The organism is Caproiciproducens galactitolivorans, assembly GCF_004768785.1.
Lineage (GTDB): Bacteria > Bacillota > Clostridia > Oscillospirales > Acutalibacteraceae > Caproiciproducens > Caproiciproducens galactitolivorans.
Window position 1 is genome coordinate 34,136 of the sequence record NZ_SRMQ01000008.1, and the last position, 25,384, is coordinate 59,519.

Here is a 25,384-nt window from a genome sequence, read left to right on the forward strand (position 1 = left end):
ATACCTCCCCATATATAAAAATAACAAGGCTGGTCTTTTGAAAAAACCTCCTTGTCACCATAATTGATATTAGTTTTATTTTATTCTATTTGCCATTACGTGTCAATCATTTTCGAAGTGAAAGATTCATTTCATTCTTATGCACAAATTTTTGATTACTAAAGGTAGTTTTCTGTCTTTTTGCAGTATTTTTGTTTATTTCCTGCAAAATTACACTATTTTATAGAAAAAATCAGCAAAATAATATTGTAATATACAATTTAATGTGCTAAACTATTCAATTATAGATATTATCGGTTGAATAATATCATTTCCTAATTTTAAGTATAGGAGGATATTTCGCATGTCTTATGTTGATGAACAACTCGCAAATGTAATTCGACTGAACCCGAACGAGCCTGAATTTATCCAGGCGGTAACAGAGGTTCTAAAATCCCTGGCCCCGGTAATTGAGCAAAACCCGCAATATGAAAAGGCCGGTATCCTTGAAAGGCTGACGGAACCGGACAGGCAGGTAAAGTTCCGCGTTTCGTGGGTGGATGATAACGGCAATGTCCGGGTAAACCGTGGCTACCGTATCCAGTTTAACAATGCCATTGGTCCCTACAAGGGCGGGCTTCGCTTGCATCCATCTGTAAACATTGGCATTTTGAAATTTTTAGCATTTGAGCAAATCTTTAAAAACTCCCTCACCGGCTTGCCGATCGGCGGCGGCAAGGGCGGTTCCGACTTTGACCCGAAGGGCAAGTCCGACCGCGAAATCATGGCATTCTGCCAAAGCTTTATGACAGAGCTCTATAGGCACATCGGCCCCGATACCGACGTTCCTGCCGGTGATATTGGTGTTGGCGCACGTGAGATCGGATACTTGTTCGGACAGTATAAGCGCCTACGCAATGAATATAGCGGCATTCTAACCGGCAAGGGGTTAACATACGGCGGTTCTCTTGCCCGCACGGAAGCGACAGGCTACGGTCTGCTCTACTTCACAGACGCAATGCTCCGCAAAAACGGAAAATCCATTGAAGGCAAAACAATTGCCATTTCCGGCGCCGGCAATGTTGCGATTTACGCATGCCAGAAAGCGCAGGAACTGGGCGGCAAGGTTGTTACCATGAGCGATTCCACCGGCTGGATTTATGACGCTGAAGGAATTGACCTGAAAGCGATTCAAGAAATCAAAGAAGTCAAGCGCGGCCGTCTCTCCGAATACAAAGCCTATCGCCCGAATTCCGTTTACCATGAAGGCAAGGGCGTCTGGAGCACTCCTTGCGATATTGCCCTCCCATGCGCAACGCAGAACGAACTGCTGCTTGATGATGCAAAAATGCTCGTAAAGAACGGCGTGTTCGCCGTTGCAGAAGGCGCTAATATGCCGACCAGCATTGAGGCAACCGAATACCTGCAGGCAAATGGCGTGCTGTTTGCACCCGGTAAAGCGGCCAACGCGGGCGGCGTGGCAACATCCGCTCTTGAAATGAGCCAGAACAGCATGCGCCTCTCCTGGACATTCGAAGAGGTTGATGCAAAGCTGAAAGACATCATGGAAAATATCTTCCATAATGCATCGGATGCTGCCGAACAATACGGATACCCGAAAAACTATGTTGTCGGCGCCAACATCGCAGGCTTCAAAAAAGTTGCCGACGCTATGCTTGCACAGGGTGCTGTTTGATTTCCATATAATGGTTACGAAACGGCTGGGATTTCAGGATTCCAGCCGTTTTTTATAATCTGCTCAAACAGGCGTCAAACCGCTTTACCGTTCAGCGCGAACGCCAACCGCTATACGTGTGAAAACTAAAGCTTCAAACAAAAAACTCACCTTTTAAAAGAGGTGAGTTTTCTATTCTTCCTTTGTGCTTCATCCTTTTCACCTTATTTATGATATTTTCCATGACTGTTAATCTGAAATGCACGGTATATCTGTTCACAGACCATCACGCGCGCCAATTGATGCGGAAATGTCATAGGGGACATAGAAAGCTTAAAATCCGCTTTTTTCTTTAATTCCTCGGAAAGCCCGAAGGAACTTCCGATAAGAAAGGAAATGGTGCTATTACCGTTGACCGCAAGATGATCTATTTTTTCGGCGAGCTGTTCCGAGGAAAGCACACGGCCTTCAATGCAAAGCGCGAACAGAAACGAGTTGCCGGCCGCGGAAAGGATCTTCTCCCCTTCCGTTTGCAGCGCCGCGGCAATCTGCGCGTTCGACGGATTGTCCTGCAGACGGGATTCCGAAATTTCACAAATTGAAAAGGAACAAAACGCATGAAGCCTTTTCTCATATTCCGCACAGGCCTGCCGCCAATAGGGCTCCTTTAACTTTCCAACGCAAATAATTCTTATATTCAGCATAGCTTCCTCTAAAATAGCAAAACATTTCCTGCCGTGTTTTCCCTTGGGGCAACAAAAAGCTGATAGTCCACTCCCTCTTTCAGCCCTGCTAAAGAAAGCGAACAGAGAGAAGTTTGGTACGCAAGCTCCGGTGTATTATTTTCAGAGCTAAGATGTGCAAGCAAAAAGCGGGTTGTCCCAGCCTGTGCAAGACCGCAAAGTTCATCCGCACACGCCTGATTGGACAGGTGCCCCGTATCGGACAGAATTCTTCGTTTCAGCGGGTAAGGATAAGGTCCGTTTTTCAGCATGCCGACATCATGGTTTGATTCCAGTACAACAAAATCCGCCCCCGTTAATTCCTTCCGCACGGAGTCGGAAAATACGCCCAGATCGGTAGAAAAGCCAACGACCCTGCCGTCGTGCGTTTCAATACGATACCCCACACTCTCCGCGCTGTCATGCGAAGTGCGGAAAGGCTTAATGAACATATCGGCACATTCCATTCCGTTTTCATCGATTACGTCGGTTGGAAATTTCCCGTTCACGCATCCCATATTTTCAAGCGCACACAATGTGCCGGAGGAAGCGTAAACCGGAAGATGCTGGTGCGACGCAAACACCCGCAAGCCTTTTACATGATCAGAATGTTCATGCGTAACAAAAACAGCTTTTACGGCTTCAAACGCAATACCGCAGCATTGTAACATCGTATTTAACTGCTTGGCGGTTCTGCCGGCGTCAATCAAAATTCCCGCACGCGCCGAACCTATGTAATAACTGTTCCCGCTGCTTCCACTAAACAGCGGACATAATCTTGCCATAAAAGGCCCCCTAAGTATTAAGAAAAGGGAAAGACGGCCGTCAATCCCTTTTAGAACGTCATCTTATTTAAATTGCCTGTGCAACCGTCGGCTCCGGAACATGAATTCTCCGGATATCCGACCCCAAAGCACGGAGTTTGTCTTCTACATTTTCATAACCGCGTTCAATTTGATTGATTCCTTCGATCTGTGTTGTGCCGGACGCAGCAAGAGCCGCAATCAGCATTGCCGCCCCCGCGCGAAGATCCGTTGCTTTTACCGGAGCCGCATTTAAATGGTCAACACCCTCGATTACAGCCAATCTGCCATCAACCGATATCTGTGCCCCCATTCTTTTCAATTCTTCCACATATTGAAAACGGTTATCCCAAACGCTTTCATTGATAATGCTAGTACCGTTCGCAATAGAAAGCAGCACCGCGATCTGCGGCTGCATATCGGTCGGAAAACCCGGATGCGGCATTGTTTTAATATTGCATTTGGTAAGAGAACCTGAACGGCTTACGCGAAGCGCATCGTCGAATTCCTCAATCTGCACGCCCATTTCCTCCAGCTTGGCGGAAATCGATTCCAAATGCTTTGGTATTATGTTTTTCACAAGAACATCCCCACAGGTTGCAGCAGCAGCGACCATATAGGTGCCGGCTTCAATCTGATCTGGTATAATCGAATACGTAGTGCCGACTAAGCGTTCCACTCCGTAAATTTTTATGACATCGGTACCGGCTCCGCGGATATCGGCGCCCATCGAGTTCAAAAAGTTTGCAAGGTCGACAATATGCGGTTCTTTTGCCGCATTTTCAATAACAGTCAGGCCATTTGCCTTTACAGCGGCCAGCATAATATTGACCGTTGCACCAACGGAAACAACGTCCAAATAAATATTGGCGCCTTTCAGAGAATTTGCACGGACGTCAATCATTCCGCCTTCCAACTTATATTCTGCGCCTAAAGCGGCAAAACCTTTTAAATGTTGATCAATTGGGCGTACACCAAAATCACAACCGCCGGGCATGGTCACCACAGCGTGGTTAAACCTTCCCAATAAGGCGCCTAACAAATAATAGGATCCGCGTATATGACGCGCAAGTTCGTAAGAAGCAATGTGAGTATGGATCGGTCTGGGATCAATCTCCAAAGTAGACTTGTTTATATGTCGTATCTTTGCTCCCATATCATATAGAATCCTGGTTATCGAAGAAACATCGGTTATATTCGGAACATTTTCAATAATACATACACCATCTGCCAAAATTGCTGCCGGTATAATCGCAATCGCGGCATTTTTTGCCCCGCTGATGCTGACTTCTCCGGTAAGACGATTGCCACCTTTAATAACGAACTTGTCCAATGTGACACGCTCCAATCTAAAGTTAAACAATAATATTATTACATTTTTACGCGGATTATAGGCGTTTTTCATGAATAAATTATTGTAAATATTTTTTAATTAATTCTACTAACAATAGAAAAAATTGCCGCGGAAAATATGGATAAATTATCATTACATACTTAATGATAATAATACACAAACTTTCAAAAGTCAAGAACTCGCTTGGGAAACGAAAGGGATTCCGGGCAATCCACCTTCATTTCCCAAGTATTGAAACCGATCCGACTAATAAAATAAAACAGAACGGTTAAAAATCACCGCGAAACATAGCCTAACGGATTCACCTTGGTGCCGCGTTTAATTACTTCAAAATGGCAATGCGGGCCGGTAGAATTTCCAGTGCTGCCAACAAGCGCGATTGCCTGCCCCTTTGATACCCGCTGCCCCGGCGATACCAAAACTTTGCTTGCATGCCCGTATAAAGTAGTCAATCCATTCCCATGGTTAATTCTTACGCAGTTGCCATAGCCGCCGCTGTCCCAGCCGGCCGAAATAACAACACCGCCGTCCGCAGCGACAATCGTTTTCCCGTAAGCGCTACCGCCGGAAATATCGATTCCGCTATGGAATACGCCCCAGCGCCATGTGAAATAGGTCGTGATCGTATGCAGGGACGGTACCGGCCACATCAGGCTGCCGGTGCTGACGCCAAGGCTGCTGATGGAAGGTCGCTTTTTGGTGCCGGTAATTACAACTTTATCAACAGAAGGCTTTACGACCGTCCTGCTGACGATTTCACGTTTGGACTCCATACCATTTATATAATAAATTTTATCGACGCATTGCTGTACACCGTTTATTCCTTCGTTTTTCAGCTTGGAGTAATCCGTGTACTGGGAATCGTCAGGAATCGTAACGGTTTTATAAGAGAGAGGGACCTGATAGGTGACGGTTTTCACGATCTGAACATTCAGCATGGGAACCGCAACCTCAAGATTGATTAAATCCCCCGGCATAAGATTATCGCCAAGCTGATTATTATTAATCTTGTTGAGCGCAGCAATCGTTGTATGGTTTGCTTTTGCGATCGATGTAACCGTGTCCCCTTCTTTTACCGTATAAGTTACCGCGGACTTAGACGTTCCGGTTATGATTTTGTTTAGGGCTTCCGGGGTCATGATGGACGTGGTCGGAAAGAGTCCGTTTATGGTTTCCACGTCCTGAATAAAAGCAGCCGTTGCGTTCATATCGTTTCCCTTTGCCTTATTCAGAATATTCTGAAGCATATAACGCAGATCCGCGCTGCTTTTCACCGCGCCGATCAGTTCGCCGTTCACGTAAAGGCCGCTGGCTTCTTCTATGATTCCGTTCGACTGCTGGATAATCTTATCGCAAACGGTATTAACAGGCGAAACCGTCCCCGCGTCTACAACCGCAAGCCGAAAAGTAGGCGTAACATTAATTTTTATATTACTGTCAGCCGTATCATGAACCATACGCTGGCTCACCATTTCGCTTGCCTGTTCAAAAACCTTTTCGTTCTGAATCGTGGCGACTTCTTTCCCGTCATACGCGAGTACCAAACCATAGTTCAGACCCGTCCAGTAACGAATCGTAAATCCAAGCAAAAAAGCAGCGCCAATAGGTGCCGCTAAATTGAGGATGGAACATACAAAGCCCTTATGGCGAATAAAGCTCTTCGCCGTTACGATGATATACTCATGGAACACATGGGACAGACCGACCTTTTTTGCCTCTTCAATTCTTCTGCGGGCAATGGTAAAGCCTTCCCGTATTGATGAACATTCTTCTTTTAAATTTGCAATGCGCTTTCCGATATAGGCAGCGTACAAGGATTTGACAAGGTTGGTAAAAGGCCGAAAAAAGCGAGAAAGTCTGCGGCGTACACGTTTTAAGATCCGAACAGACTGTATACCGGTTATATATAGAAACTTGATTGCATTTTCAGTTGCCCCACGGCAGGTAAATTGACATTTGCTATACAAACCACTTAGCTGAGGGAGCTGCATGAAACAAAATCCTTTCAGGCCGTTAAATTGTTACAGGTTTGTAACACCTTTAATTTTATGATATAACAAAAGTAACAATTTTGCAACCCATTGGTAAAAATTTAACAGATCGGAAACAATATAACAAAGAGGATTTAGCTTAAATACCTAAGATTTTCCTCGCACCATCCCTCAATGATGGGAAGAAATTCCCTTGCCTCATTCTTTGCTCCCTCCAGATCATGTTCCAGATAATTGCCGCATTCTACAGCGGAAGCTCCCGGAATTTCCCCTTCAAAATCTGCAATGAATGCAAAAGCATCCTTTATGAGCTGAACAACATCCATGCTGTCCATGTTCCGCACTAAAAAATAAAATCCGGTACGGCAGCCCATCGGCCCAAAATAAATAACCTGTTCCTTGAATTTTCCATTGCGGGAAAATGTCGCAAACAAATGCTCAATCGTGTGCAATGCCGCGTTTTCCAGGAATGGGGGAACATTTGGCTTTCTCATACGGATATCATAGGTTACAATATCGCCGTCAATACGGGAAATGTAGATTCCGGGTAAAAGTTTATTATGATCAACACAAAAGCTCGCTATCTTTTCCATACATAGATCTCCTTTAAAACATGGGGGTTTCCCCTGTCAGTTTTCCATAATCATTTGTCTTGAAAAAAGCAGGAATGAATGCAATGCTTTCTTGAACAGACTGCTCGTAAAGCTCCAGAAAGCTTTCCTCCCTCTCGTTCCCACACCCAATCGGCCAGCTCCATCGGGAATGCAGAATGTTCGCATAATCAAATGCATCCCCTTCGCTGATACTCCGAAAGTGGCAGGAATAAGTGCGCTTACCGCTCTTTTTTTCCAAGCGTTCCACCAGCGCTTTCTTCATCGTCGTCCGGTCATTAAGCAATCCAAAGGCTTTCCGGCAATCCGAAGTGGCCTGTAAAAGCGGAACACCCGCATTTGTAAGACCGTATAAACGTTCCAACAGAAACGCATACAAATCTGCAATTTGCGACCGTACGGTTTTGTTCTTAGGCACGGTTTTTTTCAAATTAAATTCTATCGGAAGCAAACCCGTCTCGTAACGAAGCAGGATTGTGTCCAAAGCGGACTCAATTTCGTTATGCAGGATACTCTCATTCTGTTCCGATTGCCTTTTCAAAAGGATGGAAGTTTCAAACCGGATAAACGGATGGCAGGTTCGGTCCAGCGAATAATGGCAAAGGAAGCCGGATAAATAAGACCGTAGGATTTCCTTTTGGCCGGATGCCTCAAAATATTCCCGCATTGCGGTAAACAGCTTGGACGGATTGTCCTCGTGGAGCCTTAAACCGTATTCGTTCAGGATGTTGTCTTTCCGGCAGGGGAAAAAGCGATAGCAGTAAAGAAAATCAGGCCCCTGGGCTCCCCAAAAGAAAGCATCCTGTATTACCGTAAATTTAGGATCACTTTTTTTCAGTTCTTCGAAAACCCTTTGCGCATGGAAATAATGCGTAATTGCAGCCGGCATAGACAAAGTTACCTGCCTTTAAAAAAAAATAGAGCACGGCAAACCGTGCTCTTTATTTTAGCATATTCAAATTGGTTTTTAAAGGACTTTGGACAAAAAGTCCTGAAGCCGCGCATTTTTAGGATGCTCAAAGAACTCCTGCGGTTCCGCTTCCTCTAAAACTTGCCCGTTATCCATAAAAAGGACACGGGTGGCAACCTCACGGGCAAAGCCCATTTCATGGGTAACAACCACCATGGTCATCCCCTCGGCGGCAAGCTCTTTCATAACCTGCAACACTTCGCCAACCATTTCCGGGTCCAGCGCACTGGTCGGTTCGTCAAACAGCATTACGTCCGGATTCATCGCAAGCGCGCGCACAATTGCGATACGCTGCTTCTGGCCGCCGGAAAGCTGAACCGGGTATGCCTTCGCTTTGTCCGCAAGGCCGATGCGCTCCAAAAGCTGCATTGCTCCCTGTTCGGCTTCCTGCTGTGTCTTTAACTTTAAAGTAACCGGCGCAAGCGTGATATTCTGAAGCACCGTTAAATGCGGAAACAAATTAAAGTGCTGGAACACCATTCCCATCTTCTGGCGCAACTGATTGATATTACAGTCCGGAACATTGATTTGTGTTCCTTCAAACCAAACTTCCCCATTTGTCGGCTGCTCAAGAAGATTCAGGCAGCGCAGGAAGGTGCTTTTTCCGGAACCGGACGGGCCGACGATAACCACTTTCTCTCCCTTTTCAATATTCTGGTTAATTCCATTTAAAACATCCAGATCGCCGTTCAGGGTGTGGAAGGTTTTCCTCAAGTTTTTAACGGTAATCACTTCTATGCAGCCTCCTTTCCAGTTTTCCAAGCAGGGTTGTCAAGCCGACAACAATTAAGAGATAAATTGCCGCAACGGCCAACAGGGGCGTAAAGGCGTCATACGTAATGCTGCGGATGGTGTCGCCGCCCTTTGTCAAATCCTGAATCGCTATATAACCGGCTACCGAAGTTTCCTTTACCAATGCGATAAACTCATTGCCGATTGCAGGCAATACATTTTTCAATGCCTGGGGAAAAACGATTTTTACCATGGTATCGCGCTGATTCAGCCCCAGCGAACGTCCGGCTTCCACCTGTCCTTTGTCAACGGACTGGATTCCGCCGCGGATGATTTCGGCGACATATGCGCCGGAGTTAATCCCGAATGCCAGTATTGCGGCGGCGATACGATTGGTTGACCACTGGAATACAATGTACCACATGATCATCAACTGAACAATAATCGGCGTTCCGCGGATAACCGTCAGATAGAACGTGCATATGGCATTCGATATCCGCAGTTTCTTCGGATTGTCTGTATGCGCCGTTTTAATCAAGGCTACGATCGTTCCCAAAACAATACCGATGATAATTGCAAAAAAAGTAATCTTTAATGTATTTCCAAGTCCGTCTACAATGTACTGGTACCTGTTTTTTTCAATAAAAGCATCGTAAAACTTCTGAGGAAACTCAGAAAAGTACGAAAGCGGAATGGCCGCGAGCAGAGAATTCATATTGTACCCCCGTTTTATAAACTGGAAAAGCAGGGCAGCGGTGCCGCTGACCCTGCGTTTTATTATGCTGTAGATTAAGCGCCAAGAGCCGCCTTATATTTATCAATTATTTTATCAAGCTCGCCGCTGGATTTTAAATCGGCAAGTACTTCGTTTACCACTTTCAGCATTTCTTTGTCGCCCTTCGGAACTGCGATCGCGTATTTTTCAACGGTTAAGGCCTCGTCAAGCTTTACCAGTTTGTCTGGGTTTTTCTCAACAAATTTCTTAGCGGGGAAATCATCAATGACGACCGCGTCAATTTTGCCGTTGAGCAAATCGGATATTGCGTCTACGCCTTTGTTGTAGCGCTCCGTGGAAGCAACCTTAATATCGCTTGTTCCCTTTTCGTTTGTGCAATAGGAATCCCCGGTTGTCCCCTGCTGTACGCCAACCTTTTTGCCGTTCAAATCTATCCGGGTTTTGATCGGGCTGCCCTTTAAAACGATAATTGACTGGGAGGCGTCAAAATACGTATCGGAAAAATCCACATTCTTCTTTCTGTCTTCGTCCGCCGTCATGCCGGCCGCAACAAAATTGGTTTTTCCGGTGCTGAGCTCCGCTACCAGCGAATCAAAAGCAACGTCGTTTATTTTCAGCTTAACGCCAAGTTTCTCCGCGATTTTGTTGGAAATATCAATATCAATCCCAACAATGTTATCGGCATCCTTGTATTCGAACGGTTCAAATTCCGCGTTTGTAGACATGGTTACAAAGCCGTCCGCCTTAATTTTTTCCACACTTGTAGCGGCGGCACCCGTGCTGGCTGTTCCGCTCGTTGTTCCGGACTGTGTACAGCCCACCATGGAAACCGTTAGCGCCATTGCAAGAAGAAATGCCGCAAGCTTTGAAAACTTTTTCATAATTTTATCCCCCATATCAAATTCATTTATTTGCTTTTCAGTACGAATGTATTATACCGCATAATTATACATTGATCAAGCATATTTTAAAGAAAATATGCATTTTTATGAATTCATATGGTATGATTCGCTTTTGGTTTTCTTTTTTGTTTACTTTACCATACCGCTCCATTCCAGCAGTTTTTTCATATCGTTCGGCAATGCGCAAGTAAAGCGCCGGTCCTGACCGGAAACCGGATGGACAAAGTGTATATTTGTGCAATGCAGTGCCTGCCTTGAAAGGAATTCCAGGTGCCCTCCGTACAGATCGTCCCCGGCCAGAGGGTGTCCAAAATGGGACATATGCACGCGGATTTGGTGCGTGCGCCCGGTTTCTATGCGAAAGGAAACAAAGGTGTACCCCCTGCCTGTGCAAAGGACGCGCCAATGCGTGACGGCAGATTCCCCGCAGGGTGTAACCGTGCGCTGGATGGTATGTCCTTCCTTTAAGGCAATCGGTACATCAATCGTACCGCTCCCGGAAAATTCGCCTTCGCATATTGCCATGTATTCTTTCTCAATATTTCCCGCAAGGCGAGCCGCGCAATAAGGGTTCTTCGCCAGAACGACAAGGCCGGTTGTATCCTTATCCAACCGATATACCGGCCGAAACGCCAGCCTTTCGTTTCGACGGAGATGATAAGCGGCAACCGCGTTGGCAAGGCTGTCCCGGTCATGCCCCGGCGCAGGATACATTGGCATATTCGCGGGCTTATCAATAATCAGCAAATCCTCATCCTCATAGACAACGGACAGCAGCCGATCCTCCGGTTCAGGCTGTTTTCTGTCATCCGGCATTCGTATTCTTACCACATCCCCGGCACTTAATGTCTGAGTGACAATCACATGCAAGCCATTTTTCGTAATGCCCATCGGCTCACGCTTTAGCCTGACCATCAGCCTTGCGGATATTCCGCAGTATCCGCGCAGGAAACTCTTCACACTTATCCCATCGTATTCAACTGGTACGGTAAAGCTTAATTCACGCATAACATTGAAAAATAGAAAGGGGCAGCTTAAGCCGCCGCCTCTTCTTCCTTATCCTAGATTATTTCACTTCTACGGTCCAGCCGAATGTATCTTTTATTTTGCCCCATTGAATACCTGTGAGCGTATCATACAAACGTTGGGAAATCGGACCGATTTCGCCGTTATTGATATCCATAATCTCATCGCCCCACTTCAAATGGCCGATCGGGGAAATAACCGCAGCCGTTCCGGTTCCGAAAGCTTCCTTCAGCCGGCCGTTCCGGGCAGCCTCTGCAAGCTCGTCAATGGAAATCTTGCGTTCCACTACATTCATACCCCAGGATTTTAACAGCTCAATCGAAGACATACGGGTTATGCCGGGAAGAATGGACCCCTGCAGCTCCGGGGTAACAATTTCATCCCCTATGACGAAAAATACATTCATGGTACCGACTTCTTCAATGTACTTCCGTTCCACACCGTCAAGCCAAAGCACCTGCGTGTAATTCTGTTTTTCCGCTTCGTCCTGCGCTTTCAGGGAAGCCGCATAGTTCCCGGCCGTCTTTGTATAGCCCATACCACCCCTTACCGCGCGGACATAATTTTTCTCAACATAGATCTTAACCGGATTCAACCCCTCCGGATAATACGCGCCCACAGGACAGCAGAGAATGATAAACACCAGATGCCGCGCCGGATGTACGCCGATATGGGGATCAATTCCGATAATAAAAGGACGAATGTAAAGGGAAGTTCCTTCCGCGGACGGAATCCAATCCTTTTCAATCGAAACCAGCTTTTCAATCGCTTTTTCACAGAATTTTTCATCAATCAGCGGAATACAGAGACGGTCGTTGGAAGAATTCAGACGCGCCATGTTTTTATCCGGGCGAAATAGAAGAACCCTTCCATCAACCGCACGATAAGCCTTCATTCCTTCAAAAACAGACTGACCATAATGCAAACACATTGCCGCCGGTGACAGCTCAATCGGTCCAAACGGGACAATTCTGGCATCGTGCCAGCCCTCTCCCTCGTCATAGTTCATGACAAACATATGATCCGTAAAAAACGTACCGAATTCAAGTTTATCTGCAGCCGTTGGCTTCGGTTTCGGATGGTCTGTCAGTTCAACTCTGATTTCCTGCATTGTAATGCCCTCTTTCAAATTAATTACCGATTATTATAGCATTATTTCCCTTCGATTTCAAGCTTTAGTGCCTTAAAGCGACAGAAATCACTTTTAATTGTTTCGTAGTCCTTTCGGATAATGGTTTTTCAACCGGCCGTTCGAGCATTTGCCAAACCCGGTCAGCACGCCATCAACCGCCACGCCCGTGTAGCCCTTATAGCTTGCGTCAACCGCAATTTCTTCCCCGCGAAGAAACGCGTAAATTTCCGCCGAATCATGCGGAAAATTGATTACGGAACACAATTCTTTGGGCTTCGCCGCCATAAACGCCGCGTGCGCGGGTTCAATACGTTTAGTCTTTAGCTCCCCCAGAAGAAGCCCTGCTCGGATTACCCCCAAGTTCTTCAAATCCGGCAAATGCTCCGGCAGCAATAGAAGGTGCTTTCCAACCTGTTCAATCCTGCCATCCTGTTTGGAAAGATAAATCTGAGAATAGAACTCCTGCATTTCCCTGCTTGTTGCAAGGCTCTGCGGGGAATACGGTTTTGGATACGCATCATTTTTTGACAGCCTTTGCAAAACCGCGACAAAATGCCCTTCGCCTTTATCCATTGGGAAAATACGGCGTGCTTCCGGCAGCAATGCCGGACGTCCGAACTGCAAATTCCGGTCGATTAATGTAAAATCGTCCCGCTCCTTTAAGAACGCTTCGATAACACCTTCATTTTCTTCCCTTGAAAAAGTACAGGTGGAATAAACAAGGATGCCGTTTTCCTTCAACGCCTGCGCAGCGCTCAGCAGGATTGCCAGCTGCCGGACTGCGCAGGCTTCGATATGCTCCGGACTCCAATCCTGAATCGCCTGCTCGTCCCGGCGGAACATTCCTTCCCCGGAGCATGGCGCGTCCACCAACACTTTATCAAAAAATCCGGCCAGGCCTTCACAAAGTATTCCCGGGTGGCAGGAAGAAATCACAGCGTTTTTTACGCCCATACGTTCCATATTGGAAAGCAATATGTTTGCCCTGCTTTTTACAATTTCATTGGACCATAGCAAACCCTGCCTATTTAAAAGGGAAGCAATCTGTGTAGATTTCCCTCCGGGCGCGGCGCATAAATCGAGAACAACGTCCCCCGGTTGCGGATCCAAAGCAGTTACCGCGCTGGCGGCGGAAGGCTCCTGGGAATAAAAAGCACCGGCATGATGCATCGGCAGCTGCCCGATCTTTGGCGCATCTTCCGGCACATAGTAAGACATCGGCGAAAACGGGGCAGGCTGAATCGAAAACGGAAGAGCGGCCTTTAATGTTTTCAAATCGCATTTGAGCGGGTTTAACCGAATCCCACGATAATGTGGTTCTTTATAACAGGAGAAAAAGGCATCGTATTCCTCTCCCAGCAGTTCTTTCATTTTCTCCTTAAATTTCTGTGGAAGTTCAACCAAATCCAACATCTCCCGTTTTAAATGGTATATTTTATCCGCAAGTACAAAGAATAAACACTAAAGGGGGTGAATACCTTGGATAAACAATCTTCGAAGTCGAGCGAAAGTAATCGCGCTTCCAGGCCCGACATGAACCATAGCTCCAACACAAAAGAAAATTACAGCAATGGTTCCAACCGCACGAACAACAACGCCACACAATCAACAAAAAATTCTGCCAACAATTGCAGAGACAACTAAAACGAATTACAACAGGGTATTATAGAAACAGGCGGGCTTGTAGATCCTACAAAGCCGCCTGTTTCCTATTTCTTTTTTACATTCGCAATCAATTCTTTTAAAGTTTTATCTTCCGCTTTCACTTGGCGGAAACCCTCTCCGGAAATCTCACCGGCTTCTCCAACAATCATAAACGCATTCTTATCATGGGAACGCACAATATCTTTTACCTTCACAACCTCATACCGGCGAACCGCGCAAAGCAAAACTTCCCCTTCTCTTCCGCTGTAAGCACCGCGCGACTTTAAAATCGTAACGCCGCGATCCATTTCCAAAATATCCTTCGTGATCTCATCGTTTTCTTTCGATATGATAAATAAGAGCTTTCCGGTTCCCGTATCCGTACCATAAAGAATGGAATCGATTAATCTGGTGGAAACGAATATGGCTATTACCGCATATAATGCGCTTTCAATACTTCCATAGACGATCGCCGAAGTAAGAATAATTACCGAATCGATCCCCAGCATCAGCTTTCCCATGGAAAAATTTCGAAGTCTTCTGCCAAGCAGCCGGGCGATCATATCCGTACCGCCGGTTGTGCCTCCGCGCATAAAGACCAAAGAAAGGCCGACCCCTTCCAGCAACCCGCCGAAAAGCGCGGCCACCATCTTTTCACCGGTATAATGCGGCAAAACTTTTGCAATTACGTCGATCGCAACGGATACAAACACAGTAGCAATGATCGTTTTCCCAACAAGCTTATATCCGATCTCCATAATTGCCCAAATAAAGATTGGAATATTGAAAAGCAGGCCGGTCATGCCAATCGGCCAATGCCATATATAGTTTATCATTGTGCAGACACCGGTAATCCCGCCCGGCGCAATATGGTTTGGAGCGGTAAAAACATCGACTGAAACGGCATAGATCAAACTGCCGACAAGAAAAAACAAATTATCTTTTAAAATTTCAATTATTTTCGTTTTTGGAGCATCAGAAAGCATGGCATCCCCTCCCGTGCTATTCGCCGCACATAATACTAAATATCTCACGAAGCCTTTCCATGTTCCCGGTTAAATAAATATAACCAAAAAGCGCCTCAAAAGCGGTTGCCGCATGGTAATCGGCTATGGACGAATTTTTAGGTACATGGTTAACATGGGCATTGCGGCCCCGGCGGAACACTTCTGTTTCTTCCTCCGTTAAAAGCGGAAGAAGCTTTTTTGAAGCTTCCGCCTGCGCTTTGCAGCAAACCTGAGCAACTGCGCTTTTATGCAGGGCATTGACCGGGCAATTTCCCTGGCAGACAAGCCGTTCCCGCACAAGAAGGTCAAAAACCCCGTCGCCAATAAAGGCAAGCGTCAAAGGGCTTAACTGCTTCGGGTCGCAATCCGCATTATATAATCGTTCCAAATAAACACCTCAACCCCAAGAATCCTGCCTGTTCTCTACATTGCAAACAGGACTATTCCATAAAGTCAAATTCGATATCGTAAATATTGACAGTATCCCCTTCTTGAATACCGGCCTCACGCAACGCATCAATTACACCGGTATTGATTAAAACGCGCTGGAAATACTGCAGGGACTCGTAATCGTCAAAATTCACGGAATTAATAACCTGTACAAGCCATTCGCCTTCAACAACAAATACACCGTCCCGATTTGTCACCTTCACTTCGTGCCGGTTGGTTGTTTCCGCCGGCGTCAAAGGCACAGGCTCCGGATCGAAACGCTTGACGGGCGGAAGCTTGCTGAGCAATTCCAAAATTCGCTTGAGCAAAGGATCCACCTGATAGCGGATTGCCGCCATGATCGGGAAAAATTCATAGCCTTGTTTTTCCACAAAGCTCTTGAAATTTTCTATTTGTTCATCCGTTGCCAAGTCGCATTTGTTTCCGGCAACAAGCATTGGTTTTTCTGCAAGCTCCGGGTTGAATTTCTTTAATTCCGCGTTGATTGTCTGAAAATCCTGCTTCGGGTCACGACCTTCGCTGCCCGAAACGTCAACAATATGCACAAGCATCCTGCACCGTTCCACATGGCGAAGGAACTGATGGCCCAGTCCGGCTCCTTCCCCGGCCCCTTCTATCAGCCCGGGGATATCCGCAATGACAAACGATTGGCCTTCCCCCATGCGCACAACGCCTAAAACGGGAGTAATCGTGGTAAAATGGTAATTGGCAATCGTCGGCTTTGCTTCGCTGACAACGGAGACCAGCGTGGATTTCCCCACATTTGGATAGCCAACCAACCCGACGTCCGCCAAAAGCTTCAATTCCAATACGAGCTCCATCGTTTCCCCAGGCATACCGGGCTTTGCAAAGCGTGGCGTTTGGCGTGTCGCCGTTGCGAAATGGATATTTCCCCAGCCGCCGCGGCCGCCTCTGGCAATAACCTGCGGCTCGTCGCCGGACATATCGGCAACCAATCTGCCCGTTTTGGCGTCTTTTAAAAGCGTTCCTCTTGGGACTTTTATAACTAGGTCTTCGCCTTTTTTTCCATAACACCGGCCGCCTTTGCCGTCTTCCCCGTTTTGGGCAACATATTTGCGCTTATAGCGGAAATCGGCAAGAGTAGAGAGATTATCGTCCACCTGAAAAACAATGTTGCCGCCTCTGCCGCCGTCACCGCCGTCCGGTCCGCCGGACGCAATAAACTTTTCGCGGTGGAAGGCTACCTTTCCGGCGCCGCCATCCCCGGCTTTAATCGTAATTTTCGCACTGTCTATAAACATCCTGAGCTTACCGCCATTCTTTCAAACTATAAAATTAGTATATCATAATTTTTGCCATTAAGTCAAAAAATCCCGGGCAAACCAGCCCGGGATTTTCATTTACTTGAATTGGCTTTACTGCTCAACTGCGTAAACGCTGACCTTTTTGCGGTCACGGCCAAGGCGTTCAAATTTTACACGGCCATCAACCAGTGCGAAGAGGGAATCGTCAGAGCCAATACCGACGTTCTCGCCCGGATGAATATGTGTGCCGCGCTGCTTAACAAGGATGTTACCGGCAAGTACAAACTGACCGTCGGCACGCTTTACGCCAAGGCGCTTGGATTCGGAATCACGGCCGTTCTTGGTGGAACCCATTCCTTTTTTATGAGCAAATAACTGAATATTTATCTTTAGCATTCTTTACACCTCCGTATAGCTTACGCGAATATTCTGAGGATACTGTTCCTCAAGTTCCTGCAAATGAAGTTTAAAGCCCGCAAGGATATTGCGGCAGTTTTTAACTTCCTGTGGCGAAATTCTTACAAGCATATACCCATCCTCCACGGCGACCTGGGCATCCGCTTTCATAATTTCCGTTATGGTATTGGCAGTCATATACGCAGCGGAAGAAACCGAAGCGCAAACAATATCCCTTCCTGCCACTCCATTATGACCGGTAATCGAAAAACCAATGAGTTCGCCGTCCGGCCGGATGAAAAACTCTGCACTAATCATGATATTCACGCATTAATCGCGGTAATCTGCACTTTCGTGTAAGGTTGTCTGTGGCCCATCTTGCGTTTCTGGCCCTTTTTGGGTTTGTAAGTGAAAACCGTAATTTTTTTCGCTTTACCGTTTTTCAGAACTTTACCGATAACTTTGGCTCCATCGATATACGGAGTGCCGATTTTGAGTCCGTCGTCGCCGTCAAGCGCTATCACTTTAAAGTCGACGGTAGAGTTTTCTTCCGCAGCAAGCTTTTCGATATAAATGACATCGTCATTCTGTACCTTATATTGCTTGCCACCTGTTTCAATCACTGCAAACATGATTAAAAGGTCCTACCTTTTCTATAATCTCGCTACTACCAGGCGGGTTTCCCACTTTTAGCCCGTAATATGCGGCTTAAACATGATATCATATGCCGTCAATTTTGTCAACATTTATGGGAAATTTCTATTTATCGCGCGACACAAGCTCCCTTGCTAACTGGGACAGGACTTCCGTACCGCTTTCAAAGCCTTCCAAGGCTCTGACGGCGGCATCCGTCAGCTCAAGCGCTTTTATTTTCGCATTATCCAGCCCCATGAGGGTAACATAGGTACACTTACTGTTTTCATCGTCGCTTCCGACCGGTTTGCCCAAGGTTTCGGAATCACCGGTAACATCCAAAATATCGTCAACGATCTGAAAAGCTAGCCCGATCGCTTTGGCATAATTTTCGGCCGCTTTTAGCTGGCTTTCATTGGCTCCCGCAAGAACGCATCCCATTTTCGCCGCCGCTAAAATCAGCGCTCCGGTCTTGTTCTCGTCCATCTCTTGCAGGGTTTTCAGGGATATAACCCGTCCTTCGCTCATAAGGTCGACAACCTGTCCGCCGACCATTCCATAAGCCCCTGCCGCATGGGCAAGGATTCCGGCAGCGGCAACCGCCCGTTCGGCTCCCACCAGGCGGACCGATTCTTCCGAAAGCATAGTTTCGAAAGCCAACGTAAGCAGCGCATCACCCGCAAGCAGGGCCGTATCTTCGCCGAATACCTTATGGTTTGAAGGGCGACCCCTGCGCATATCGTCATCGTCCATACAAGGCAAGTCATCATGGATCAATGAATAGGTGTGCGCCATTTCGATTGCACAGGCAAACGGAAGCGCAGCGTGTACATCTCCGCCGCAGATTCTGCAAAATTCCAGCAACAGCAGCGGCCGGATTCTTTTCCCGCCGCTCAAAAGGCTGTAACGCATGGCGTTTATTAAATCCGCCTGCATAATATCTTGCTGCGGAAGGTATTCTTCCAGTTTCCGGTCAACCAGTTCTACTGTCTCATTCACTTGCTGATTAAGCATCTTCGTCACCGCCGGTTTCTTTATACTCCGTTATCTGTTTGATTTTCTGCTCCGCGTTCTGTAATTTATCATAGCAGAAAGCAGCAAGCGCGGAGCCCTCTTCAAATAATTTCAAAGAGGTTTCCAGCGGTTCATTCCCGCTTTCCATGCGGCTTACTATCTCACTCAGTTTCGTAAGGGCTTCCTCAAAGGTCATTTTCTTATTCATGTTTTTCCCTCCACGCTTTCGACCAGACAATGCAGCTTTCCGTCCTTTAAAAGCACGGAAATCCGTTCGCCTTCTTGTACACTCGCAATTTTTGAAACGATATGCTGCTGATGGTTGTAGGTAATCGAATACCCTCTTGAAAGTGTTGCCAACGGGCTGAGGGCATTCAGCTTTCCGCTTGCTGTTCGCAGTTCCAGCTTTGCCTCCGCCGCTTTTTGGTAAATGCTAGCCAGCAATCTCTCATGAAGCTGGTCGACCCGGATCCGTTCCATCTCAATCCGGTTCTGCGGCCTTTGAAAAGTATAGGATGATGTCAGCACAGCAAGCTTACGCCTTAAATCGGGTATTTGATGTTCCATGCATTCTTTCAGCCGCGCGGCACAGCTACTGAGAAAAGTCTTCAGTTCGGCCGCGTCGGGAACGGCCAGTTCAGCGGCAGCCGACGGCGTAGGAGCGCGCAGGTCCGCAACAAAATCACAGATTGTGAAGTCGGTTTCATGCCCGACTGCCGAAATAACCGGTATTTTGGATGCGGCTACCGCCCGCGCAACGCATTCTTCATTAAAGGGCCACAAATCCTCCAGCGAACCGCCGCCGCGCCCAAAAATGATCACGTCTGCGCACGAAAGGCGGTTAAAACGCTCCAGGGCATCCACAAGCTGAGGAGCCGCCCCTTCCCCCTGAACCAGTACCGGGCAGAAAACAATTTCGGCAAGCGGGTACCGCCGGGCCAGAATGGTGGTAATATCGTGTACCGCCGCGCCGGTCGGTGAAGTAATAACGCCGATGCGTCTCGGAAACCTTGGAAGTGGTTTCTTACGCTGTGCGGAAAACAGGCCTTCCGCAGCCAGCTTTGCCTTCAGCTGTTCAAACGCCATATTCAAAGCGCCCAGACCATCCGGCTGCATATCCTCGATATAGAACTGATACTGGCCCGAAGGCTCATATACGCTCACCCTGCCACGAACGATCACTTTCATTCCATCCTTCGGCATAAAGCGAAGCCGCCGCGCATTTTGCGCAAACATAACGGCGCGAATCACACATCGGTCATCCTTAAGCGATAAATACAAATGGCCGGATTTATAGTGATTGGTAAAATTCGAAATCTCACCGCTTAGAAACACATGATTCAAACGCTCGTCGCCTTCAAATAAGGACTTGATATACGTATTTAACTGTGTAACGCTGAGCACAGTTGGGGAAACCAACATGTACTATTCCCCCTTTAGCGAGGTTAAAACTGCAATTCCAGCCGCATTGTCCGCAGAAAAAGCCGGCTCCGCAAAATAAGCCCCGTATTTCTCGGTCAGCACCCTGCGAATCATTCCGTTTGACATGACGCCCCCCGCGAACAACAGCGGAAGCTCGCCGTATCGCTTTAGCAGCTCCTCTGCCATTGCATTGAGCGCGACCAGAATCGACTGCAAACAATAAGACGCAATTTCTTCTTTCGGTTTTCCCATTTGTAACATATCCCTGCATTTATTTTCAATGCCGGAAAGCGAGCAATCCGCCCCTTTCAGCGACGGCTTTATCTTATAACGGATATCCGCTTGCTGCGCTAACCGCTCCAGTTCCTTTCCCGCGGGGAAGGAAAGGCCGAGCATGGCGCCCACCCGGTCAACAGCCTGTCCGCCTTTTAAGTCGAGTGACTGGGCAAGCAGTTCCGTACGAAACACAGACTTCTCATCCGGCGTAACCAGTACCGCTTCGGTTGTGCCGCCGGAAACATGGAAAGCAATAAATTTCTCCTGCAACAGGGACAACTTCCCGGCGGAATACAAAGCGGCGGCGATATGCCCCGCCTGATGGGAAAACGTAACCATCGGAACGCCAAGAGCCCGGGAAATTGCTTTCGCCGTTCCAAAGCCGACTGTGAAGCATGGCATATAAGAGCCTTCCAGATCGCGCGGCCGGCTTGAAGCACCCACGGCAGCAATCGGCTGCCTGCTAGGCAGCAGGGCTTCCAGAAGAACGGGAAGCTGCTGAACATGGTGAAATACCGCGTCGCTCTGGCGAAGGCCAAGCTCACCCGGTTTTACGGGCAGCAGCATTTTCTCCTGCCTTATCTCCCCGTTTTGAAACAGCGCCGCAGAGGTTGTGTAATTGCTGGTATCGATACCAAGCGTATTATTCACGTGCAACTTTATCACCAAGATCTTTTACGACGGAACCCAGCACGCCGTTTATATAGGGGGCATCATCGGCGCCACCGTATTTCTTTGCAATGTTTATCGCTTCATTGATGGACACATTGACCGGAATGTCTTTTTCAAACATTATCTCATAAATTGCCATCTTTAAAAGCGCAAGGGAAACTTTTGAAAGCCGGTTCATTTTCCATCCGCGGATATTTTTTTCAATTAGCGCTTCTATCGCTTCCTCATTCTGTTCCGCGCCGACGGCGATTCTCCTGGCAAAATCATCAATAATGATGTCGCTGCATAAGCCTGCCGCGTCAATAATCTGTTCGGTCGTATCGTGGCTGAAGCTTCTTTCAAAGATCAGAACAAATGCCTGTTCCCTCGCTTCACGTCTTTTCATTTACCTTCCTCCGTACCTTTAACCTCATTTAAAATAAAAACCCTCCACGGGTATGTGGAGGGTTTTCGCTGATTATATTTTCAAACATCCACGCTAACATTATACCACAATCTTTACTAGAATCAATATTTTATCCGAACAGAAAGGAAGGAAAGATTCTATGTACGGTAATACGGGCGAAAACAAGGGATTATTTGACTTCCACAATTTTAATCTTGTCATAGCTTATTCCGCTTTGACCGGAAACAATATCTTTAATAACGATTGCGTTATTCTGTGTTAATTCATTGGTTTTTACCGCAACGCTGCATTCCGAATTCTGAATGAACACGAGGCAGTCCTGAAAGCCCTTCGCTTTAATCAGGTTTTCCGCATTGTTTTCTCGAAGGGTGTTCTGCGCAATCATGGCAGCCTGATTCACCGCTTCCTTCTTGGCGGCGTCGTTCGATTTGGAATCCGCCAAAACCTTTTCCAGAAGCTCCACCGCCTGATCCCTTGATTTCTGCCGGGATAAACGCGCTTCGCTGAAATATGTGTCCGCAGATGCGTTTGTCTTTTTGGACTGAGAGACGGACGACGTCGATTTCGAATTTCCGGACATCGGCGCATCCGCAAGCTGCGCTTCGCCAAGCTCATGCCCCGCCGTCGAAGCTACCGTGTTGGTTGCGATCAACGGGCTGTTGCCGGAAAACTGCCAATTCAGATAAACCGCCGCGCCAAGTGCCACAATTAAAGCCGCAAGAACAAGCTGTCGCTTTCCCATAGTCATAGAAAGTATTCCCCCTGTTTAAAATTATTTTGCTTTTATTACACATACTCGCACAGAACTAATATCCAGCGCTGTCGTAACAGCCGAAATTACGTTTTGCTGAACGGTCGGATCGTCACCCCCGTCACAGACTACAACCACACCCTTTATGATGGGCTGAACCTCGGTAACCGCAAGCGCCCTCTGTGCGCCGTCAGCGTCTTTAACCAATATGTAGGTGGTTTCCGTATTGTCGTTCGCCTCGTTTTTTGTTGTGGTGCCGTCGGATTTATCCTGCGTTGTCTTATTGCTTTTCTTTTCCTCTGTCGCGTACACATATTGCGTTCCCCGCTCAAGGGTGACCAAGACCTTTGCAGAACCTGCGCCCTGAATCCGCGTTACAATTTCCGTCAGCTTGGTTTCAAGCTGCGCGGCATACTGTTCGGCGGATATCTCCGTTGGCGAAGAAACGGTTTTGGCTTCCGTATGATCATTTTTTAAAAGCCCGGAAAGTAAAATTAACGCAATTCCGACCAACCCAACCACAATCACGATTTTGCGGTACATTTCATTTTCCGCCAGCTTCGTAAAAAAAGATTCTTTTTCTTCCTTGAAACCGCTGTTATCCGTTTTCATCAGCGATTACCTCCGTTTTAAGTCCCAAAACCTTTTGCAAATGAGCCGAAGCCTTTTCACAATCCGACCTGTACCCTTTTGCCAGGATCACAACAACCTTGTTAATTGATATGCTGCCATCTTCGTTTGTATCCATAAACACACGAACATTTTTACATTTTACGCCGATATTCCGGCACTCCGTAATGACCAGATTTTGAATGCTTTCCTGCGCCGCTTCGGAGATCTGCCTGTCGACCGTCCCCACAAACGGACTGCTTGACCGGCTCGGCGTATCCACTTGAAACCATGTTCCGATCTGAGGCGCCGTCTTTGCGAGCGGCACGATAATCGCACAGATCATAAACGCACCGAGCACAAAGCGCACCATACGTTCCATGGAACCGCCCGGGACAAGGCTCTGCAGAAACGTTGCAACCAACGCGGTCAGGCAAATTGCCGCCGACCACTCTCTTACCGCATTCATGACACCCCTCCGATAATCAGCATGGCGGCCGTGGAAACCGTCAGGATTGCCATACAGCATAAAATAATCCCGAGCAGAGTCTCGATTACATTCACGACCGCTTTTAAAAGCATGGTTATTTCCTTTAACGAAAATATCGTTCCGATTCCCGCACAAATATGAATAGTGATAAGCCAGATCAAACACTCGATGAGGATTGGCAGGAAAATGCATAATCCGGCAAGAAGCCCAAAGGCGCTGACACCCGATTTCAGCATTTTTACGCATCCGTTAATTGTGTACAGCGCTTCCCCTAAAGCGTTTCCCACCACCGGAACAAAGCTACTTACAACAAACTTCGCCGCACGCGTTCCCGCTGTGTCCATTGCGGTAGCGACAATGCTGTGTATGGTAAGCAATCCGGTAAATACGGTCATGCAAAAGCCCATAATCCATTTTGCCGACTTACTGAACGCTTCACACAATCCGTTGAGGTTCATATTCGGCGACACGGCGGACACGATGGAAAGAGCCAGAAAAATATTCATCAGCGGCACCAGAATATTCGCAGATAAAAGGGATATCACATTTCCGGCTGCAACCATCAAGAGATTATAGGAGCTTGCCGAAACCGACTGGCCGGCTGCTACCATAATGCCGGCAAGAACGGGCACACAGGCTAAAAGGAAGCCTGCCGCCGCACGGATTACCGTGGCAGCATTCACAATGCAAGATACAATCGGATTGATTACGATAATGCTGATGCACAACGTGGCCACCATTCCAATGACCCCGCCCAGCGCTTTTTCCCCGAAGGACAGCTTCATGCCGTCCAGCAGAGCGCACAGCAGCATAACGGCAACCACGGAAACCGCCGCTTTGAACGGCGCGCCGGTTTTTCCTGCGGCTACGGAAAGGATATGTTCAAAAAAGTTCTGCGGCGTAATCGAGGAGATGCTTTTCCAGTCCGCGTTTTCTATGCCGAGGTTTTCCAGCGCTTTCCGGGTTTCTTCCGGCAGCTTGTAGGGCAAATCCTCCGCACCGCTCTGTTCCAGCTGCTGCTGATAATACTTCTCCTGATTCTCCGCCGCATAAGCTTGTGGAAGAAAAGCGGATAAAAAAAACAGGGTAAGAAGAAAGCATGCAATCCTTTTCATCGTCCTCCTCCTATCAAGTCGACAGCCGTACTGGCAATTTTTTCAAAAAGCGGAAGAGATAAAACGACGATGGCAACCTTCCCCGCGAGCTCCACTTTAGAGGCGAGCGCGCTTTCTCCTGCGTCGCGGCAGGAATCCGCCGCGAACTGCGCCAAAAAACAAATGCCGAGTGATTTCAACAAAATTGCGGCATATTCGGAGGAAATCCCCGCGCTGTCGAGCAGGGTATGGATTTGTTGTACCGCGGGCGAAACATTGGCCATTATTTCAAACAGGATGATGAGTCCGGCACAAATACTGATGATTACAGAATACTCGTGATGATAGCGTTTCATCATCACAGACAGAATGGCTGCGATGATCGAAATTCCTGCTACTGCTACGATATTCATAATTTATAAACCGAATATGGATTTAATAGACTTAAACAGCAGGTCTATTTGCTTAACAATCATCATCAGTACGACAATGAGTCCGGCAATCGTCGTCATCATTGCCTGATCCTCCCGGCCGGAGCGAATCAGCAGTTGGTTTAATACGGCAACAATGATCCCGATTGCCGCAATTTTAAAAATTAAATCCACATCCATTTCCATTCCTC

At 47.3% G+C, this 25,384-nt stretch carries 30 protein-coding genes; 1 reads left to right on the plus strand and 29 read right to left on the minus strand.

Annotated elements, in window-relative coordinates; genetic code table 11:
• Positions 1-343 precede the first annotated feature (343 nt).
• Complete coding sequence (gene gdhA, locus CAGA_RS08775) at positions 344-1,675, plus strand: NADP-specific glutamate dehydrogenase (protein WP_135659943.1); 1,332 nt, start codon at positions 344-346, stop codon at positions 1,673-1,675.
• 203 nt (positions 1,676-1,878) lie between these two features.
• On the opposite strand, the gene rlmH is transcribed toward gdhA, so the two are convergent.
• The 29 genes from rlmH to spoIIIAC all read right to left on the minus strand — a co-directional run bounded on the left by rlmH (position 1,879) and on the right by spoIIIAC (position 25,373).
• The gene (rlmH, locus tag CAGA_RS08780) at positions 1,879-2,358 is read right to left on the minus strand and encodes a 23S rRNA (pseudouridine(1915)-N(3))-methyltransferase RlmH (protein WP_135659945.1); all 480 of its coding nucleotides are present in this window, start codon (positions 2,356-2,358) and stop codon (positions 1,879-1,881) included.
• Between the two features lie 8 nt (positions 2,359-2,366).
• Positions 2,367-3,161, minus strand: coding sequence for an MBL fold metallo-hydrolase (locus tag CAGA_RS08785; protein WP_135659947.1), 795 nt, complete (start codon positions 3,159-3,161; stop codon positions 2,367-2,369).
• 67 nt (positions 3,162-3,228) lie between these two features.
• Positions 3,229-4,512 (minus strand): UDP-N-acetylglucosamine 1-carboxyvinyltransferase, encoded by a 1,284-nt coding sequence (locus CAGA_RS08790; protein WP_135659949.1) that lies wholly within the window; start codon positions 4,510-4,512, stop codon positions 3,229-3,231.
• Between the two features lie 296 nt (positions 4,513-4,808).
• Positions 4,809-6,347, minus strand: a complete 1,539-nt coding sequence (locus CAGA_RS08795) for a peptidoglycan DD-metalloendopeptidase family protein (protein ID WP_243113005.1) — start codon at positions 6,345-6,347, stop codon at positions 4,809-4,811.
• A 311-nt stretch (positions 6,348-6,658) separates the two neighbouring features.
• Positions 6,659-7,117 carry an S-ribosylhomocysteine lyase gene (locus tag CAGA_RS08800; RefSeq protein ID WP_135659953.1) on the minus strand — a complete coding sequence of 153 codons (459 nt, stop codon included), beginning with the start codon at positions 7,115-7,117 and terminating at the stop codon, positions 6,659-6,661.
• Positions 7,118-7,130: 13 nt separating this feature from the next.
• The gene (locus tag CAGA_RS08805; protein WP_135659955.1) at positions 7,131-8,024 is read right to left on the minus strand and encodes a zinc dependent phospholipase C family protein; all 894 of its coding nucleotides are present in this window, start codon (positions 8,022-8,024) and stop codon (positions 7,131-7,133) included.
• 78 nt (positions 8,025-8,102) lie between these two features.
• Positions 8,103-8,837, minus strand: a complete 735-nt coding sequence (locus CAGA_RS08810) for an amino acid ABC transporter ATP-binding protein (protein WP_135659957.1) — start codon at positions 8,835-8,837, stop codon at positions 8,103-8,105.
• Positions 8,824-9,552 (minus strand): amino acid ABC transporter permease, encoded by a 729-nt coding sequence (locus CAGA_RS08815; protein WP_135659959.1) that lies wholly within the window; start codon positions 9,550-9,552, stop codon positions 8,824-8,826. The genes CAGA_RS08810 and CAGA_RS08815 overlap by 14 nt, the downstream gene beginning before the upstream one ends.
• A gap of 74 nt (positions 9,553-9,626) precedes the next feature.
• Positions 9,627-10,454, minus strand: coding sequence for a basic amino acid ABC transporter substrate-binding protein (locus CAGA_RS08820; protein WP_135659961.1), 828 nt, complete (start codon positions 10,452-10,454; stop codon positions 9,627-9,629).
• 150 nt (positions 10,455-10,604) lie between these two features.
• Positions 10,605-11,435: an RluA family pseudouridine synthase gene (locus CAGA_RS08825; protein WP_167875193.1), complete on the minus strand. Its 831-nt coding sequence runs from the start codon at positions 11,433-11,435 to the stop codon at positions 10,605-10,607.
• A 106-nt stretch (positions 11,436-11,541) separates the two neighbouring features.
• The gene (locus CAGA_RS08830; RefSeq protein ID WP_135659965.1) at positions 11,542-12,612 is read right to left on the minus strand and encodes a branched-chain amino acid aminotransferase; all 1,071 of its coding nucleotides are present in this window, start codon (positions 12,610-12,612) and stop codon (positions 11,542-11,544) included.
• Positions 12,613-12,705: 93 nt separating this feature from the next.
• Complete coding sequence (locus CAGA_RS08835) at positions 12,706-14,046, minus strand: RsmB/NOP family class I SAM-dependent RNA methyltransferase (protein ID WP_135659967.1); 1,341 nt, start codon at positions 14,044-14,046, stop codon at positions 12,706-12,708.
• A 296-nt stretch (positions 14,047-14,342) separates the two neighbouring features.
• Positions 14,343-15,263 (minus strand): YitT family protein, encoded by a 921-nt coding sequence (locus tag CAGA_RS08840; protein ID WP_135659969.1) that lies wholly within the window; start codon positions 15,261-15,263, stop codon positions 14,343-14,345.
• Between the two features lie 16 nt (positions 15,264-15,279).
• Positions 15,280-15,672: a Mini-ribonuclease 3 gene (locus CAGA_RS08845; RefSeq protein WP_135659971.1), complete on the minus strand. Its 393-nt coding sequence runs from the start codon at positions 15,670-15,672 to the stop codon at positions 15,280-15,282.
• Between the two features lie 52 nt (positions 15,673-15,724).
• On the minus strand, positions 15,725-16,996 hold the full coding sequence (gene obgE / locus CAGA_RS08850; protein WP_135659973.1) for a GTPase ObgE: 1,272 nt from the start codon (positions 16,994-16,996) through the stop codon (positions 15,725-15,727).
• Positions 16,997-17,110: 114 nt separating this feature from the next.
• Entirely contained in the window at positions 17,111-17,395 is a 285-nt protein-coding gene (gene rpmA, locus CAGA_RS08855) for a 50S ribosomal protein L27 (protein ID WP_135659975.1), read from the minus strand.
• Positions 17,396-17,398: 3 nt separating this feature from the next.
• The gene (locus tag CAGA_RS08860; protein ID WP_135659977.1) at positions 17,399-17,713 is read right to left on the minus strand and encodes a ribosomal-processing cysteine protease Prp; all 315 of its coding nucleotides are present in this window, start codon (positions 17,711-17,713) and stop codon (positions 17,399-17,401) included.
• A gap of 5 nt (positions 17,714-17,718) precedes the next feature.
• Entirely contained in the window at positions 17,719-18,027 is a 309-nt protein-coding gene (gene rplU / locus CAGA_RS08865; protein ID WP_135659979.1) for a 50S ribosomal protein L21, read from the minus strand.
• A 127-nt stretch (positions 18,028-18,154) separates the two neighbouring features.
• Positions 18,155-19,042: a polyprenyl synthetase family protein gene (locus tag CAGA_RS08870; protein ID WP_135659981.1), complete on the minus strand. Its 888-nt coding sequence runs from the start codon at positions 19,040-19,042 to the stop codon at positions 18,155-18,157.
• Positions 19,035-19,250: an exodeoxyribonuclease VII small subunit gene (gene xseB, locus CAGA_RS08875; RefSeq protein WP_135659983.1), complete on the minus strand. Its 216-nt coding sequence runs from the start codon at positions 19,248-19,250 to the stop codon at positions 19,035-19,037. Before xseB ends, CAGA_RS08870 begins: the two co-directional genes overlap by 8 nt.
• Entirely contained in the window at positions 19,247-20,464 is a 1,218-nt protein-coding gene (gene xseA, locus CAGA_RS08880; protein ID WP_207669569.1) for an exodeoxyribonuclease VII large subunit, read from the minus strand. Before xseA ends, xseB begins: the two co-directional genes overlap by 4 nt.
• Before the next feature lie 3 nt (positions 20,465-20,467).
• Positions 20,468-21,391 carry a tRNA (adenosine(37)-N6)-threonylcarbamoyltransferase complex transferase subunit TsaD gene (locus tag CAGA_RS08885; protein ID WP_167875194.1) on the minus strand — a complete coding sequence of 308 codons (924 nt, stop codon included), beginning with the start codon at positions 21,389-21,391 and terminating at the stop codon, positions 20,468-20,470.
• Positions 21,384-21,797 carry a transcription antitermination factor NusB gene (gene nusB / locus CAGA_RS08890; protein ID WP_135659985.1) on the minus strand — a complete coding sequence of 138 codons (414 nt, stop codon included), beginning with the start codon at positions 21,795-21,797 and terminating at the stop codon, positions 21,384-21,386. The genes CAGA_RS08885 and nusB overlap by 8 nt, the downstream gene beginning before the upstream one ends.
• 190 nt (positions 21,798-21,987) lie before the next feature.
• Positions 21,988-22,566 carry a SpoIIIAH-like family protein gene (locus CAGA_RS08895; protein ID WP_135659988.1) on the minus strand — a complete coding sequence of 193 codons (579 nt, stop codon included), beginning with the start codon at positions 22,564-22,566 and terminating at the stop codon, positions 21,988-21,990.
• 24 nt (positions 22,567-22,590) lie between these two features.
• Positions 22,591-23,181, minus strand: coding sequence for a stage III sporulation protein AG (locus CAGA_RS08900; protein ID WP_135659989.1), 591 nt, complete (start codon positions 23,179-23,181; stop codon positions 22,591-22,593).
• Positions 23,168-23,647 (minus strand): stage III sporulation protein AF, encoded by a 480-nt coding sequence (locus tag CAGA_RS08905; RefSeq protein WP_167875195.1) that lies wholly within the window; start codon positions 23,645-23,647, stop codon positions 23,168-23,170. Before CAGA_RS08905 ends, CAGA_RS08900 begins: the two co-directional genes overlap by 14 nt.
• On the minus strand, positions 23,644-24,783 hold the full coding sequence (locus CAGA_RS08910; RefSeq protein ID WP_135659993.1) for a stage III sporulation protein AE: 1,140 nt from the start codon (positions 24,781-24,783) through the stop codon (positions 23,644-23,646). Before CAGA_RS08910 ends, CAGA_RS08905 begins: the two co-directional genes overlap by 4 nt.
• A complete protein-coding gene (locus CAGA_RS08915; RefSeq protein WP_135659995.1) occupies positions 24,780-25,175 on the minus strand; it encodes a SpoIIIAC/SpoIIIAD family protein in 396 nt (131 codons plus the stop codon). Before CAGA_RS08915 ends, CAGA_RS08910 begins: the two co-directional genes overlap by 4 nt.
• A gap of 3 nt (positions 25,176-25,178) precedes the next feature.
• Complete coding sequence (gene spoIIIAC / locus CAGA_RS08920; protein ID WP_135659997.1) at positions 25,179-25,373, minus strand: stage III sporulation protein AC; 195 nt, start codon at positions 25,371-25,373, stop codon at positions 25,179-25,181.
• Positions 25,374-25,384: the final 11 nt, after the last annotated feature.

Bases quoted from the DNA above. Each gene is read 5' to 3' on its own strand.
- CAGA_RS08870 (WP_135659981.1), bottom strand. From the start codon at position 19,042: ATGCTTAATCAGCAAGTGAATGAGACAGTAGAACTGGTTGACCGGAAA.
- CAGA_RS08910 (WP_135659993.1), bottom strand. From the start codon at position 24,783: ATGAAAAGGATTGCATGCTTTCTTCTTACCCTGTTTTTTTTATCCGCT.
- CAGA_RS08905 (WP_167875195.1), bottom strand. From the start codon at position 23,647: ATGAATGCGGTAAGAGAGTGGTCGGCGGCAATTTGCCTGACCGCGTTG.
- CAGA_RS08805 (WP_135659955.1), bottom strand. From the start codon at position 8,024: ATGCCGGCTGCAATTACGCATTATTTCCATGCGCAAAGGGTTTTCGAA.
- CAGA_RS08900 (WP_135659989.1), bottom strand. From the start codon at position 23,181: ATGAAAACGGATAACAGCGGTTTCAAGGAAGAAAAAGAATCTTTTTTT.
- CAGA_RS08785 (WP_135659947.1), bottom strand. From the start codon at position 3,161: ATGGCAAGATTATGTCCGCTGTTTAGTGGAAGCAGCGGGAACAGTTAT.
- rplU (WP_135659979.1), bottom strand. From the start codon at position 18,027: ATGTTTGCAGTGATTGAAACAGGTGGCAAGCAATATAAGGTACAGAAT.
- gdhA (WP_135659943.1), top strand. From the start codon at position 344: ATGTCTTATGTTGATGAACAACTCGCAAATGTAATTCGACTGAACCCG.
- CAGA_RS08915 (WP_135659995.1), bottom strand. From the start codon at position 25,175: ATGAATATCGTAGCAGTAGCAGGAATTTCGATCATCGCAGCCATTCTG.
- CAGA_RS08815 (WP_135659959.1), bottom strand. From the start codon at position 9,552: ATGAATTCTCTGCTCGCGGCCATTCCGCTTTCGTACTTTTCTGAGTTT.
- CAGA_RS08840 (WP_135659969.1), bottom strand. From the start codon at position 15,263: ATGCTTTCTGATGCTCCAAAAACGAAAATAATTGAAATTTTAAAAGAT.
- xseA (WP_207669569.1), bottom strand. From the start codon at position 20,464: ATGTTGGTTTCCCCAACTGTGCTCAGCGTTACACAGTTAAATACGTAT.
- CAGA_RS08895 (WP_135659988.1), bottom strand. From the start codon at position 22,566: ATGACTATGGGAAAGCGACAGCTTGTTCTTGCGGCTTTAATTGTGGCA.
- CAGA_RS08830 (WP_135659965.1), bottom strand. From the start codon at position 12,612: ATGCAGGAAATCAGAGTTGAACTGACAGACCATCCGAAACCGAAGCCA.
- CAGA_RS08860 (WP_135659977.1), bottom strand. From the start codon at position 17,713: ATGATTAGTGCAGAGTTTTTCATCCGGCCGGACGGCGAACTCATTGGT.
- spoIIIAC (WP_135659997.1), bottom strand. From the start codon at position 25,373: ATGGATGTGGATTTAATTTTTAAAATTGCGGCAATCGGGATCATTGTT.
- rpmA (WP_135659975.1), bottom strand. From the start codon at position 17,395: ATGCTAAAGATAAATATTCAGTTATTTGCTCATAAAAAAGGAATGGGT.
- rlmH (WP_135659945.1), bottom strand. From the start codon at position 2,358: ATGCTGAATATAAGAATTATTTGCGTTGGAAAGTTAAAGGAGCCCTAT.
- xseB (WP_135659983.1), bottom strand. From the start codon at position 19,250: ATGAATAAGAAAATGACCTTTGAGGAAGCCCTTACGAAACTGAGTGAG.
- CAGA_RS08835 (WP_135659967.1), bottom strand. From the start codon at position 14,046: ATGTTGGATTTGGTTGAACTTCCACAGAAATTTAAGGAGAAAATGAAA.
- obgE (WP_135659973.1), bottom strand. From the start codon at position 16,996: ATGTTTATAGACAGTGCGAAAATTACGATTAAAGCCGGGGATGGCGGC.
- nusB (WP_135659985.1), bottom strand. From the start codon at position 21,797: ATGAAAAGACGTGAAGCGAGGGAACAGGCATTTGTTCTGATCTTTGAA.
- CAGA_RS08800 (WP_135659953.1), bottom strand. From the start codon at position 7,117: ATGGAAAAGATAGCGAGCTTTTGTGTTGATCATAATAAACTTTTACCC.
- CAGA_RS08820 (WP_135659961.1), bottom strand. From the start codon at position 10,454: ATGAAAAAGTTTTCAAAGCTTGCGGCATTTCTTCTTGCAATGGCGCTA.